Source organism: Acetobacter lovaniensis (assembly GCF_014207635.1).
Taxonomy (GTDB): domain Bacteria; phylum Pseudomonadota; class Alphaproteobacteria; order Acetobacterales; family Acetobacteraceae; genus Acetobacter; species Acetobacter lovaniensis.
In genome coordinates this window covers 172,118-184,650 of the sequence record NZ_JACHIE010000002.1, presented here as the reverse complement: position 1 = coordinate 184,650, position 12,533 = coordinate 172,118, and the positions used below count along the sequence as shown (strand labels likewise).

The following is a 12,533-nucleotide window of genomic DNA, read 5'->3' as shown; positions in this document are numbered from 1 at the left end:
CGGGTGTGGCGCAAAGTCTGGGAGGATGATACGCATTGTAGCCGTGGTTGTGCAGCAGGCATCTTTTCCCATACGCGTGAGCAAAGGCGTGCTTCGGCGCTGGAGCAGGGCTTTGCCCCTGTTCGCATGTGGGCTGACTCTGCTTGGAGGCTGCGCCAGTGTGCCACCCCCCGCACCTGTTCCTCCCCCCCGGTATGCCGCCGCTGCCCGCCTTGTTCCGCCTGATGGGGTGATGACCCTGCACGATGGTGCGGCCATACCCGTGCGGGTGTGGCAGGCCCATGGGCGTGAACGCGCGGTTGTGCTGGCCCTGCATGGGTTTAATGACAGCAGGGACGCATGGGAGTCTTCCGCCCCGGCTCTGGCAGCGCAGGGGATTACGCTTGTCGCCCCCGACATACGTGGCTTTGGGGCGGCTCCCCTGCGTGGGGGCTGGGCAGGAAGTGCCCAACTGGTTGCCGATGCGCGTGAGGAGGAAGCACAGACCCGCCAGACCCACCCCAACGTGCCGCTTTACCTTATGGGGGAGAGCATGGGGGGCGCTGTGCTGATGCTGCTCATGTCCGGCCCGGATGCTCCCAAGGTCGCGGGGACCATACTGCTGGCCCCCGCTGTGTGGGACCTTGGAGTGGGGGCGGATATTCCTCTGGATGTTCTAGCCACATTTTTTCCCAAGCGTTTTGTAACGGGGCACGAACTGCCGGTGCATGTTGTGGCCAGCGACAACCCCGCAGCCCTTATCCGCCTGTATTATGACCCGCTCACCCTGCGCCAGACCCGGCTGGAAGCCCTGCGCGGGCTGGTGGCCCTCATGCGCAGCGCAGCGGGTGCGGCACCAGAGGTGCGTGGCCCCGTCTTGTGCCTGTATGGAGATCAGGACCAGTTTGTGCCTCCGCAGGCCATGGCGCAGGCATGGGGGAAACTGCCGCCGTCAGCCCGGCTGGACCTGATAACCGGAGGGCACCACCTGCTGCTGCGTGACCGGCGCGGCGCGCGGGCGCAGGGGGATATTGCCAGCTGGATCAACCAGCCAGAACGTTTTTTGCCATCGGGGGGCGATATAACCGCCGCCGTATGGCTGGCGCAGGAGCAGGGCGCCAGTGGGCTGGGTGGGCGCAGCCCGGCATGGTTCCTGCCTGCCAGACTGGATGGTGTTGTTCCTCCCTAAGTTCTGTGGTGGCGCCTTGCAGGGGTTATTCTGCCGGTGCTGGCCTGTTCGGGCGGATATGAAAGATAAAGGCTTGGCAACGCCCCCCGCTTTAGGTTAGGAGATGGGCCAACGGACCCGTAGCTCAGCTGGATAGAGCGTTGCCCTCCGAAGGCAAAGGTCACGCGTTCGAATCGCGTCGGGTCCACCATTTCCCTGTAAAAATAGCCAGAAACTGCGGTTTATAGGCCGGGTTAGACACTTTCCCGTTTTGGGTTAGACCCATCCGGGCTGTTCTCCCCTGTTTATGCTGCGGGTAAGTGCTTCTCGCGCGCGGACAGACTGTTTATTCTCGGCCATTCATGCCAGATTGCGCGTGGTATTCAGGACAGCTTTTTTACAAACGGTGGATAAAGGGCGCGGCAGTGGTGATGAAGCGGAAACTTTTTGTTGTGGCATCCTGCCTGTTTATTGCATCAGTCGCTGCGTTCCTGCCTGCCGTCAGCGCCCAGGCGGCTTCTGTGCCCCGATCGCCCTATGCCGCCAATGATGGTGAGAGCACATTGTGTGTGTCCGGCCCGGTTTACATTATTGATGTGCATGTGGTGGTGACCGTGAACGATGTGGAACACACAATCAGCACTGCGGCGTCTGAGGTGTGCTCGGTTAATCCTGCCAATTTTTCCGATGTTGTGGTGCAGGGCGCACCGCCGCAGGGGGGGGCGCCGCTGGAGGTCAGTAAAAAAGTCGGGGTGGAGGGCACAATCCGCCTGAATGGTCGCACGGCAACGCTGGAGACCAATGTGTACCTGCCTACTAACGGGGGCGGTGCCCAGTGTGCCAACAGTCAGCCGGGGGATGGCAGCCCGCCGTGCAAAAGCAGCGCCCTTGGGGTTAACCTTGCCAAAACATGGATCTTTACGCGCAACACATGGCGTGATTTTTACGTAGGACCAGATGATAACGGCAACCCGGTCAAGGTGCTTGTGCGTCTGTCCGATGGTCCGGTGAACTAACGCGGTCACCATGTACGCAGCAGGTGCCGGTGTGGGTAAGACCAGCCTACCCCCCGTTGTGGTCTGGTTCCGCGATGACCTGCGACTGGCCGACAACCTTGCCCTGACCAACGCCGTGCGGAGCGGCCAGCCCCTGTGGTGTGTATATGTGCGCCCTGCTGGCGCGGCCTGCACAACGGCTCTGGACTGGTGGCAGACCCGGAGTGTGCAGGCGCTGGACCATGCCTTGCGCGCATATGGTGGCCGCCTGCATCTGTTTGTGGGGCAGGCGGAGCAGATTCTGCCTGATCTGGTGCGTGAAGGCGGGTGTACGCAGGTGTTCTGGAACCGTCGTTACGACCCGGCGGGTAAAGCGACGGATACCCGGCTCAAGGCCCAGCTTAAACAGATGGGTGTGGTGGTGCACAGTACGCCGGGCAGCCTGCTGCATGAGCCATGGACCGTGCGGAGCAAGGCCGGGCAGCCTTTTCAGGTCTTTGGTGCATTCTGGCGTGCGGCCAGTGCTACGGCCCATTACCCGGCCCCCTTGCCGGTTCCCCCAAGTATGGCGTTTGCACCATGCACGGCTTTGCCAGACGCACAGATATTGCCCGATGCCGCGGTGCAGAACCTGCCGGGCTGGGCGGAGGCCATGCAGCCCTACCATGCTTTTGCCGAGCAGGACGCGTATGCGCAACTGCATGACTTTATGGCCCATGCCCTGCAAAACTATGCACAGGACAGGGATTTTCCCAGCAGGGATGCAACGTCCGAGCTTTCTCCCTTTTTGCGCACGGGCCAGATAACACCCGCACAGATCTGGCACGCCGTGGCGGCGGCAGATGCGCAGGATGGAGGGGCTAAATTTCTCTCCGAAATCGGGTGGCGGGAATTTGCGTGGTCCTTGCTATGGGAACACCCGGATATGAGCACACGCAACCTCAGGCCCGAGTTTGATACAATGCCATGGCGGGTAGACCCTAAGGGGCTGGAATGCTGGCAAAAGGGGCGCACGGGTTACCCGCTGGTTGATGCGGGCATGCGTCAGCTCTGGCAGACAGGTCTTATGCACAACCGGGTGCGTATGGTTGTGGCGTCCTTTCTGGTCAAACACCTGCTGATTGACTGGCGCGAGGGCGAACGCTGGTTTGCCCATACGCTGGTGGATCATGACCCCGCAAGCAACCCTATGAACTGGCAATGGAATGCCGGGACCGGGGTGGAATCGGCACCTTTTTTCCGGATTATGAACCCCATCCTGCAATCGCAGAAATTCGACCCCGATGGGGTGTATATCCGGACATGGGTGCCCGAACTGGCGGGGCTGCATGGTCCGGATATTCATACCCCATGGCAGGCAACCCTGTTGCAGCCGACCGGCTACCCCAGCCCCATTGTGGACCATGGCGTGGCGCGCGCACGGGCACTGGCGGCATGGAACGCGCAAAAAAGCGGGATATGAACAAGGTCCGTACTGGTCTTGTGCCTGACTTACCCGGGGAGTGAAGGGTAAAAGCCTGATTTTTTGAAAATATGGTGAAGAAAATAATTTTTTTGACGGGCATCAAGGCCAAAGGCTTCGGTTTGCGTTTGTCATGACAGGACAGAACAAACCATGGAGCAGATACATGACCCGCGTAGCAGGAAAAGTCGCCATTGTGACAGGGGCCGCCAACGGTATTGGCAAGGCCACCGCAATTCTGCTGGCCAAGGAAGGTGCCAGGGTTGTCGTCGCCGATTTGCAGGAAGAAGCGGGGCACAACACGGTAGCCGAAATCAAGGCCGCCGGGGGCGAGGCCCTTTTTGTCAAACTCAACGTTACGCAGGAAGCGGACTGGCAGAATGCCGTAAATCTGGCCGAGCAGACTTTTGGCAAACTGGATATTGCGGTCAACAATGCCGGTATCGCCTATAATGGCACGGTGGAAAGCACGAGCCTGGAAGACTGGCAGCGTGTGCAGTCCATCAACCTCAATGGTGTGTTCCTTGGCACCAAATATGCGGTTGAAGCCATGAAAAAAGCGGGGGGCGGGTCCATTATCAACCTGTCCTCCATTGAAGGGCTGGTCGGCGACCCCACCCTTGCAGCCTATAACGCCAGCAAGGGCGGCGTGCGCCTGTTTACCAAATCCGCCGCATTGCACTGTGCCAAGTCGGGCTACAGGATTCGGGTCAATTCCGTGCATCCGGGCTATATCTGGACCCCCATGGTGCAGGGGCTGACCAAGGATGCAGCAGACGCACGCCAGAAGCTGGTGGACCTGCACCCGCTTGGTCATCTGGGTGAACCGGACGATATTGCTTACGGTATTCTGTATCTGGCGTCTGACGAATCCAAGTTCATGACCGGGAGCGAACTGGTGATTGATGGTGGTTACACGGCCCAGTAAACCATTTTGCACCCCCGGTGCCTGAACGGGCCGGGGGCAACAAAAAAAGCCTCCCGCACAGTGCTGCGGGAGGCTTTTTTTGTGGTCTGCCCGCAATGGGGCAGCGGCTTATGGCAGCGGGTGGGCGGCGTTAAGCGTATTGCGTTCTTCCAGAATCTGGCCCGGCTGGAAGGGGGTTGCCCGTGCGTTCTTGATTTCGTCCGCAGTAAAGGCCGGGGCGGAGGCATCGCCCGACAGGGCGGAAACATAGCTCAGCAGTGCTGCAAGATCATCATCCGACATGGCGGCCATGGAGGGCATGTAGCCCATATAGGACATGCCACCAACCTTCAGGCTGCCTGCCAGACCGTTGAGCATGACGTGAATGACGTAGGTTTTGCCCTCGGGGGTGGCTGCAATCTGGTTGATACGGCCTTTAAGCGGAGGGAACTGCCCGGGCACGCCGCTGCCGGTGCTCTGGTGGCACATGGCGCAGTGTGTTGCGAACAGTTGCGCACCATCGGCTGCTGCGTGTGCGTTCCCTGCAAGGCCAGACAGGCCCGCAGTCGCTGCCAGCACAGCCAGAATGGTTTTTTTCATGAAAAGCTCCTGCTCAATCGTTCGGTTGCGCAATAATTATACACGGGTTTGACCGTATCTCAACTCCCCTTGCGCACAGACCCGCGTACGGATGGGGCAAGGATAAAGTTGCCGTTGGGCTGGCTTCCTGTCATTCAGGCGTCATGACGAAAGACAAGGACTTTGAGATCTTTTTAGCCACCGTGCCGGGGCTGGAATCCGTGTTGTGCGCGGAGGTGCGGCTTAAAGGGTTCAGGCAGCCCGTGGCCGTGCCCGGCGGGGTTGTTATCCGCGGCGGGTGGCCGGAGGTCTGGCGCGCAAACCTGTGGGTGCGTGGGAGCAGCCGGGTTCTGGCGCGCATAGCGTCTTTTCCTGCTCTGCATCTGTCCCAGCTCGACCGGCGCGCGCGGCAGGTTGCGTGGCAGGACGTTCTGCGCCCGGATGTGCCCTTTCGGGTGGAGGCAAGCTGTGCGGGCTCACGCGTGTACCATGCCGGTGCTGCGGCTGAACGCATAGGCAAAGCCATTACCCAGACGCTGGGTGCCACACAGGCGGATGACGCGCCGGTGCTGGTGCGTGCGCGGATTGAGCAGAATATCTGCACCATAAGCGTGGATACATCGGGCGATCTGCTGCACAGGCGCGGCTACAAACAGGCGATTAACCGCGCCCCCCTGCGGGAGACAATGGCGGCCCTGTTCCTGCGCCAGTGTGGCTATAACGGGCAGGAGCCAGTGCTGGACCCCATGTGTGGCTCGGGTACGTTTGTGATTGAGGCCGCCGAAATTGCCGCCCGCCTTAACCCCGGCCGGGCGCGCCATTTTGCCTTTGAACAACTGGCGACCTTTGATGCGCAGGCATGGCAGCAGATGCGCGCGGTTAAAAGCGAACGCACACCGTCGGTCCATTTTTATGGGAGCGACCGGGATGCGGGCGCCATAACCATGAGCCGCGCCAACGCCGAACGCGCGGGTGTGCAGGACTACATAACCTTTGCACAGACCCCAATCAGCGCCCTGCGGCCACCACCGGGGCCTGCGGGGCTGGTTATTGCCAACCCACCCTATGGCACCCGCATCGGGGACAAGCAGAGCCTGCTCCCCCTTTACAGTGCGTTTGGGCAGACCATGCTGGCGCATTTTCCGGGCTGGCGTGTGGCTATTGTCACGACCGAGGCAAAACTTGCCCACGGGACCGGCCTGCCATTTTTGCCGCCCGAAGCCCCCGTGCCCCATGGGGGGCTGCGTGTTTCGTTGTACCAGACCGCACCGTTGCCATAGGGGATGGTGTGGTAGGGGTGCGGGCATGACGGACATGCCCGCACTCCCCCTTTATTTCCCGCACCCTGCTTTATAAAAAGAAGCCCGATCAGCAGGTGAGCCAGGGGTAAGGTGCCAGAAAATGAGTGTGACATGGGGCGATTTTCAGGCCGTTGTGCAGTTATCGGCTGGTCTTAACGTGGCTATTCTCAGCTTTGTGGACATCAGCCTGCCCGCCATCAAGGAGCGGCGGCGCGTGTTTGCCAAGGCGCGGCAGGAACTCGATATTCATCGTAAAAACCCCAATAAGCGTACCGAAGCCGAAATCAAGGAACACGCCGCCGCCGTGGATGATGTGGACCGCAAGCTGTTCGACCTGTGGCGGGAGACATCGGCGTTTGAAAGTGTTGAGGACTCCTTGCTCAAATCAACCGGCGTACTCGGGTTTTGTGGCGCGGTGCTGAGCATAGGGCTGCTGTGGTATTCCGCCCTGCATTATGATGCCCCCATCCTGTTTACAGGGGAACTGCTGACCGTCATTTCGTTCGGCTCCCTGCTGGGTGCGTTTCTGATCAATTATTTCACGGCATCCAAGGCGTCCCAGTATGCCAGGCGGTGTAATGATCTGCGCACCCATATGCGCCTGCATCTTTAGGAATAAAACCTGAAAGATGGTGATAGAACAAGCAATTCTGTAGAATGGGTGCCGTAGGGCAGCCGGTGGCCAGAGCCGCGCAGAGCCGCGCGGAGCGGGTGGAGCATGACGCGTATGAGCGGAGTTGCTCATATGTGAACGGGGCGGGAAAAAAGAGCATCGGGTGGTGACTGATCGTAAAAATCCACTCTCATTGTCATGGTGCCGACGGGTGTCACAAAATGTGGCTGCTGCGGCAGGATCAGACCGGGGGTGAGTGGTGTCAGCAGGAGTTCGGATGGCGGGTCGAGGTAAGTGAGCTTCAGGGCTCCTTCAAGCACCCGGATCACTCCCCACACACCTGCTCTGGTATTATGGCGCGTGCGCAAGGCGGCAGGCAGCGTGTCCTGATCGAACACGGGTGTGGAACGATATGGCTCGACTTCGGTCATGGGCGTGACTTTTCTGAAGTGTTTTGCGTCAGGGCACTGTGTTGTGTTGGGGTACAGCACGTCTGGCGTAAAAAGAGAGGGCAAATTGCAGACTTCTGGCAATGTTGGCCGCCTTGTCCTGAAGAGTGGCGGCAACATCTGCTGGCATGTGTGTGGATGTGGTCTCGCGCCACAGGGCCAGCCACCGATCGAACAGTTCTGGCGTGATCCTGTCACGGAACTGCATATGCGCCGGTACTGGCTGGCCTTTGTAGCGCCCGGTACCCAGCATGACGGAAGACCAGAAAGCCGTTAGTGTCTGCAGGTGCTCCGGCCAGTCGGTCACGACATCTTCAAAAATGGGGCCGAGGTCAGGATCGGCCCGGACACGCGTGTAAAAGGCTTCGACAAGCATCGTCAGCCCGTCTTCGTTCAGTGGCGGTCTGCTCATGACATGGGCCTCCTTAACTGGGTGTTGAGCATATTCTATCTGATGCGACTGGCAGAAAGGTTGCGCCAGCGCAAACCCGGCAGGGCAAGAATGCACTAGAAATGCGGTTTGACTGATAAAAATGGCAACTTTCCCAAGGAGGAATGGATGGACGAGCTGGCAATCGCCCGAGCACTGCATGTGATTGGGGTCGTGATCTGGATTGGCGGGGTCTCAATGGCCACCACAGCGGCTTTGCCTGCCCTGCGTCATGGTGTGTTCGGGCCTGACAGACTTGCGGCTTTTCAGGCTTTTGAGCGCCGTTTTGTGTGGCAGGCGCGCAGTGCTGTGGTGCTTGTCGGGCTGAGCGGGCTTTTTATGGTCATGAAAATGGACCTCTGGTCCCGTTTTTCTGAACCCGGTTTCTGGTGGATGCACGCTATGGTGGGGCTGTGGCTGGTTTTTGCCCTTGTTCTGTTTGTTGCGGAGCCTCTTGTTCTCCACCGGCATTTTAACGTCTGGGCAAAGCGCGACCCGGAGGCTGCTTTTGCCGTCCTGCAACGCGTGCATGCTGTACTGCTGGTGCTGGGTCTTGTGACCATTTTTGGTGCCGTGGCAGGCAGTCATGGCTGGTCACTGTTCTGATCGTGCGCATGGCAGGAATACCCTGCGCGGCATAAGGGGTGTAAAGGTCATGGCATGTCTGAGCAAAAAACGCGTCCAGAGGATACGGCCAAGGCCATTTGCGCACTTGATCTGGTGAAGGGACTGCCGTCCGGGGTCAAGGCGCATGTTATCTCTTTGGCGCGGGTTGATGTTTTACCGGGTGGGGTCAGTGTTCTCACGCAGGGGGCGCAGGCGCAGCGTGCCTATGCGGTGCTTGTGGGGGCTGTGCGTATCCGCCAGATCGGGAGCGATGGCGCGCAGGCACTGATGCGCATGATTGCGCCGGGGGAAATGTTTGGCACCGTCGCGCTGTTTACCGAAGGGTATTACCCGGCGGACGCTGAAACAGCGATGCCTTCGCATATTGCAAGCTGGTCAAAAGCGGATTTTCTGGCGCTGACCATGAACCACCCGCAAATTGCGATCAACATTATCGGCATGGTCGGGCAGCGGCTTGCCAATGTTCAAAATCGCCTGCGTGAAATGGCAACCCAGAGTGCAGAACAGCGCATTGCCCATGCCCTGCTCATGCTGGTTGAGCAGAGTGGTGCCGTGCAGGCTGAGACCGGTGTGATCTGTGTGCCCCTACGCCGCAGGGATGTGGCGGAACTGGCTGGCACAACGCTTCATACCGCCAGCCGCGTGCTGACCGCGTGGGAGAAAGCGGGGCTCCTTGCCCGCTCACGCCAGATGCTGGCTGTGCGTGATGCAAGCAGGTTGCGCAGGATTGCACAGGGTGAACTTTCGTAGAAAAACAGAGTGCAGGACACGCATTATTCCCAGACTCTTCTATGGCCCTTCCAGACTATGCGGAAAAGTTGCAGTTTTGTCAGACATGCGCCTTCGGTGTGGCAAAAACCGAACAGTGGTCAGCGAAGGGCAGTCTGCGCATAAAAACATTTTGACATCGGAATAACATGACGTCATCCTTGAAACAGATAGGGTAGATGTCAACGCAGGCATCCGATCCATAAGGTCATGATGATATCTACATTGGGGGCCAATGATGGCCTTCTTGCCCATAGTGGGCGTGTCTGACGTTCAGTCCGGCACTAGGTATAGGTATTATGGATAGAGGTTTCCTCAAAGCTGGTAATCCCCGCACTCTTCTTGCCGCTTTTCTATATTTTGATGTGTCGTTCATGGTCTGGGTGCTGCTTGGACCACTGGGCATAGCCATATCGCATGATCTGCACCTGAATTCCGCCCAGAAAGGGCTGCTGGTGGCCATGCCAGTGCTCGCAGGGGCCTTGTTGCGGGTTGTTGCTGGCGCACTGGTTGACCATTATGGCCCGCGCCGCGTTGCCATAGGCATGCAGTCCTTTGTTATTGCCGGTCTTGCGGCAACATGGATGCTGGCACCACACAGTTATATCGGCCTGTTCCCGGTGGCTTTTGTTCTGGGTGTGGCCGGGGCTTCCTTTGCGGTGGCGCTGCCGCTGGCATCGGGCTGGTACCCTCCGCAGTATCAGGGTACGGCGCTGGGTATTGCCGGGGCTGGTAATTCCGGCACGGCACTTGCCTCCCTGTTCGCGCCCGGGCTTGCGGCCCTTTATGGCTGGACCAACGTGTTCGGGCTGGCCACGCTGCCGCTTGTTCTTGTGCTGTGTGCCTTTATCTACCTTGCCAAAGAACCGCCCCGCCACCCGAGTGCCGGCCTTGTGGCATGGCTCCCGGTTTTGAAAAAAGCCGATTGCTGGGCACTGATGTTCTTTTACGGCGTAACATTTGGCGGCTTTGTCGGGCTGGCCTCCTTCCTGACCATCTATTTTAATGACCAGTATGGTCTTTCCCCCGCAGTGGCGGGGAGCTGCACCGCGCTGGTTGTGTTTGCAGGTTCTTTTATCCGCCCGCTGGGTGGCGCGCTGGCAGACCGTATTGGGGGCGAGCGCGCGCTATGCATACTCTACGGGGCGGCAACCGTTATTTTTGGCCTGATCGGTTTTGGACTGCCTACGATCTGGCTGGCGTTTCCCGCTTTTTTTGTGGGCATGCTGGTGCTGGGTCTGGGAAATGGTGCCGTTTTTCAACTGGTTCCCACACGTTTTGCGCAACAGGTGGGTATATTGACCGGGCTGGTCGGCATGAGCGGTGGGGTTGGCGGGTTTTACCTGGCATCTTCGCTGGGTGCCGCACGGCAGGCCACGGGGTCTTATAGTCTGGGGTTTCTGGCTTTTGCCGGTATTGCTCTGGTGGCGCTTGTCTGTGTATCCATCTGCCGCAGAAGCTGGAACAAACCAGCGGGCGCACAGGGGACTGACACGACCGGCTTTTCCGCAATTTCCTGATTTCCCTTTTAGCTATGGATTATAAGACGTGACCATGAACAAGAATTGTAAGCACCTCAGGTGCGTCCTTTTTCAGAGCTGGCCAATCTCGGTTCATGCGGCTGTGCTGCTGGGCACTGTGGGGATACACCCCGCTTTGGCGCAGACAGTCAGTGTTCCAGCACAGGATACCGCCCCGAGTGCGCGCCAGACCATTATGGCGGTAGAGAAAAAAAACACCCCCAAACCCGTAAAAGCTGCGGAGCGTATCCCGCATACACAGGATTGGGGGGTGTTCAACGCAGGCAAGCAGGCAGCCAGCGGCTTTGGAACAATGGCAGGCTATGGGTAGGTCCGCTGGGCGGAGGACTGGAGCGATCTTGCAAATGTTCCGCTGGCAAAAAGAAACAAGGACTGGTTCAATCGTCTTAAATACATACGCCTGAATAATACAGGTAGTATCTGGCTCTCCCTGAGTGGAGAGGAACGGCTACGCTATATATTTGAAAACCAGCCCATGATGGGTACAGCAGGCAAAACCAATTCCAGCCGCGTGCTGTTGCGCAACATGTATGGTGCAGACCTGCATCTTGGTGAACATGTGCGCGCCTATGCCGAGTTTTTGTGGGGTGTGGCCGGGGGTTCCAATTACTACGGGTATCAGGCAGGCACACAGCGCGAGCGGCTGGACCTTCAGCAAGGGATTCTGGAGGTAAAGGGGCGGTTGCTGGGGGCCGGCATGGGGGTTATCGGCGGGCGGCAGGTGTTTGTGGATGCACCGGTTTCCATGCAGTCAGCCCGTGACCTGCCCAACGTGCAGCAGACATGGGACGGCGTGCGTGGCTACGCGGTGTGGAAGTCCTTCCGTGTTGACCTGTTTGACTTCATGCAGACCAATAAAACGCCGGTTGATGTATTTGCGGATGGCACAAGTTATAATGCCCGCATGTATGGGGCCTACACATCCACGGCACTGCCATCATTTTCTTTTATGAAGCAGAAGAGCCAGCTTTTTGCCGATGTGTTTTTTCTTGGCTACCTGTTTAACGGTGCCAATGCGGCCCTGCCTCTTGCTCAGGCAGGCAAGACGGAAGCAGGCTCCACCCGCCGGGATAATATAGGCGGGCGTCTGTGGGGGAATGCCGGTCCGTTTGATGTTAATCTGACCGGGGTTTTTCAGGGTGGGCAGTTTCGTCCCGCGCAGGAGAGCGCGCAAACCCGCCCTGTCCGCGCGTTCGCGGTTAACGGCAGTATTAGCTGGAGTGCAAAAAACCTTCTGGGTAAACCATCTTTCGGGATTCAGGGGGATGTGTTTTCCGGTGGTAATTATAACAGCAAAAATGGCGCGGTCGGGACTTTTGTAACACCTTATGTCGCACTGCCTTACTATAACGACGTCACACTCGCCCTGACCTCCCAGAACCTTGTGGGGGTCGGTCCAGTGATTACAGCCGCACCAAAGCCAAATCTGCGCCTGAGGCTTCATGTTCCCGCCTTCTGGCGTGAGAGCACGCAGGATGCCGTGTATGGAACAGGCAAGACCTATGCCTGGCGGAATAACCTGCATGGGGGCTTTGTTGGTGTTTCTCCTCAGGTGCAGGTTGCATGGAGCTTTGCCCCGCATTTTACCTGGACACATGATATCGCAGGCTTTGCCTCATCCCACGGCATGCGTGAGGCCGGAGCAAAAAGCGGCATGTTTTACATGCAGACCATGGAGTTCAAGTTCTAGGTCCATGTGCCGGAACGATGTGGG

General features: G+C 58.7%; 12 protein-coding genes, 1 tRNA gene and 1 pseudogene. 11 read left to right on the top strand and 3 right to left on the bottom strand.

Going from position 1 to position 12,533, the window contains the following annotated elements:
* Nucleotides 1-25: 25 nt before the first annotated feature.
* The 5 genes from HNR55_RS04070 (at nt 26) to HNR55_RS04050 (ending at nt 4,532) form a co-directional block, all read left to right on the top strand.
* On the top strand, nt 26-1,168 hold the full coding sequence (locus tag HNR55_RS04070) for an alpha/beta fold hydrolase (RefSeq protein ID WP_166111709.1): 1,143 nt from the start codon (nt 26-28) through the stop codon (nt 1,166-1,168).
* Nucleotides 1,169-1,281: 113 nt separating this feature from the next.
* A tRNA-Arg gene (locus HNR55_RS04065) sits at nt 1,282-1,358 on the top strand.
* Between the two features lie 220 nt (nt 1,359-1,578).
* Nucleotides 1,579-2,163, top strand: a complete 585-nt coding sequence (locus HNR55_RS04060) for a hypothetical protein (RefSeq protein ID WP_166111706.1) — start codon at nt 1,579-1,581, stop codon at nt 2,161-2,163.
* A 10-nt stretch (nt 2,164-2,173) separates the two neighbouring features.
* Nucleotides 2,174-3,604, top strand: a complete 1,431-nt coding sequence (locus tag HNR55_RS04055; protein ID WP_166111703.1) for a cryptochrome/photolyase family protein — start codon at nt 2,174-2,176, stop codon at nt 3,602-3,604.
* A 166-nt stretch (nt 3,605-3,770) separates the two neighbouring features.
* Nucleotides 3,771-4,532: an SDR family oxidoreductase gene (locus HNR55_RS04050; RefSeq protein ID WP_166111700.1), complete on the top strand. Its 762-nt coding sequence runs from the start codon at nt 3,771-3,773 to the stop codon at nt 4,530-4,532.
* A 108-nt stretch (nt 4,533-4,640) separates the two neighbouring features.
* Here HNR55_RS04050 and HNR55_RS04045 read toward each other — a convergent pair whose 3' ends face one another.
* Nucleotides 4,641-5,111, bottom strand: coding sequence for a c-type cytochrome (locus HNR55_RS04045; protein ID WP_166111697.1), 471 nt, complete (start codon nt 5,109-5,111; stop codon nt 4,641-4,643).
* 143 nt (nt 5,112-5,254) lie between these two features.
* Here HNR55_RS04045 and HNR55_RS04040 point away from each other — a divergent pair, with 143 nt between their 5' ends.
* Both HNR55_RS04040 and HNR55_RS04035 read left to right on the top strand, forming a co-directional pair.
* The gene (locus HNR55_RS04040; RefSeq protein WP_166111694.1) at nt 5,255-6,370 is read left to right on the top strand and encodes a THUMP domain-containing class I SAM-dependent RNA methyltransferase; all 1,116 of its coding nucleotides are present in this window, start codon (nt 5,255-5,257) and stop codon (nt 6,368-6,370) included.
* A 121-nt stretch (nt 6,371-6,491) separates the two neighbouring features.
* A complete protein-coding gene (locus HNR55_RS04035) occupies nt 6,492-7,004 on the top strand; it encodes a hypothetical protein (protein ID WP_166111691.1) in 513 nt (170 codons plus the stop codon).
* Between the two features lie 128 nt (nt 7,005-7,132).
* On the opposite strand, the gene HNR55_RS04030 is transcribed toward HNR55_RS04035, so the two are convergent.
* Nucleotides 7,133-7,435 (bottom strand): DUF1971 domain-containing protein, encoded by a 303-nt coding sequence (locus tag HNR55_RS04030; RefSeq protein WP_166111688.1) that lies wholly within the window; start codon nt 7,433-7,435, stop codon nt 7,133-7,135.
* 28 nt (nt 7,436-7,463) lie between these two features.
* On the bottom strand, nt 7,464-7,865 hold the full coding sequence (locus HNR55_RS04025; protein WP_166111684.1) for a group III truncated hemoglobin: 402 nt from the start codon (nt 7,863-7,865) through the stop codon (nt 7,464-7,466).
* A gap of 147 nt (nt 7,866-8,012) precedes the next feature.
* Here HNR55_RS04025 and HNR55_RS04020 point away from each other — a divergent pair, with 147 nt between their 5' ends.
* The 4 genes and pseudogenes from HNR55_RS04020 to HNR55_RS04005 all read left to right on the top strand — a co-directional run bounded on the left by HNR55_RS04020 (nt 8,013) and on the right by HNR55_RS04005 (nt 12,509).
* Entirely contained in the window at nt 8,013-8,489 is a 477-nt protein-coding gene (locus HNR55_RS04020) for a hypothetical protein (protein ID WP_166111681.1), read from the top strand.
* A 54-nt stretch (nt 8,490-8,543) separates the two neighbouring features.
* Nucleotides 8,544-9,260 (top strand): Crp/Fnr family transcriptional regulator, encoded by a 717-nt coding sequence (locus HNR55_RS04015; protein ID WP_166111678.1) that lies wholly within the window; start codon nt 8,544-8,546, stop codon nt 9,258-9,260.
* 317 nt (nt 9,261-9,577) lie between these two features.
* A complete protein-coding gene (locus HNR55_RS04010; RefSeq protein WP_166111675.1) occupies nt 9,578-10,798 on the top strand; it encodes a nitrate/nitrite transporter in 1,221 nt (406 codons plus the stop codon).
* 34 nt (nt 10,799-10,832) lie between these two features.
* Nucleotides 10,833-12,509: pseudogene (locus tag HNR55_RS04005) on the top strand (alginate export family protein).
* Nucleotides 12,510-12,533: the final 24 nt, after the last annotated feature.

Bases quoted from the DNA above. Each gene is read 5' to 3' on its own strand.
- HNR55_RS04060 (WP_166111706.1), top strand. From the start codon at position 1,579: ATGAAGCGGAAACTTTTTGTTGTGGCATCCTGCCTGTTTATTGCATCA.
- HNR55_RS04045 (WP_166111697.1), bottom strand. From the start codon at position 5,111: ATGAAAAAAACCATTCTGGCTGTGCTGGCAGCGACTGCGGGCCTGTCT.
- HNR55_RS04035 (WP_166111691.1), top strand. From the start codon at position 6,492: ATGAGTGTGACATGGGGCGATTTTCAGGCCGTTGTGCAGTTATCGGCT.
- HNR55_RS04015 (WP_166111678.1), top strand. From the start codon at position 8,544: ATGTCTGAGCAAAAAACGCGTCCAGAGGATACGGCCAAGGCCATTTGC.
- HNR55_RS04040 (WP_166111694.1), top strand. From the start codon at position 5,255: ATGACGAAAGACAAGGACTTTGAGATCTTTTTAGCCACCGTGCCGGGG.
- HNR55_RS04070 (WP_166111709.1), top strand. From the start codon at position 26: ATGATACGCATTGTAGCCGTGGTTGTGCAGCAGGCATCTTTTCCCATA.
- HNR55_RS04010 (WP_166111675.1), top strand. From the start codon at position 9,578: ATGGATAGAGGTTTCCTCAAAGCTGGTAATCCCCGCACTCTTCTTGCC.
- HNR55_RS04055 (WP_166111703.1), top strand. From the start codon at position 2,174: ATGTACGCAGCAGGTGCCGGTGTGGGTAAGACCAGCCTACCCCCCGTT.
- HNR55_RS04030 (WP_166111688.1), bottom strand. From the start codon at position 7,435: ATGACCGAAGTCGAGCCATATCGTTCCACACCCGTGTTCGATCAGGAC.
- HNR55_RS04025 (WP_166111684.1), bottom strand. From the start codon at position 7,865: ATGAGCAGACCGCCACTGAACGAAGACGGGCTGACGATGCTTGTCGAA.
- HNR55_RS04020 (WP_166111681.1), top strand. From the start codon at position 8,013: ATGGACGAGCTGGCAATCGCCCGAGCACTGCATGTGATTGGGGTCGTG.
- HNR55_RS04050 (WP_166111700.1), top strand. From the start codon at position 3,771: ATGACCCGCGTAGCAGGAAAAGTCGCCATTGTGACAGGGGCCGCCAAC.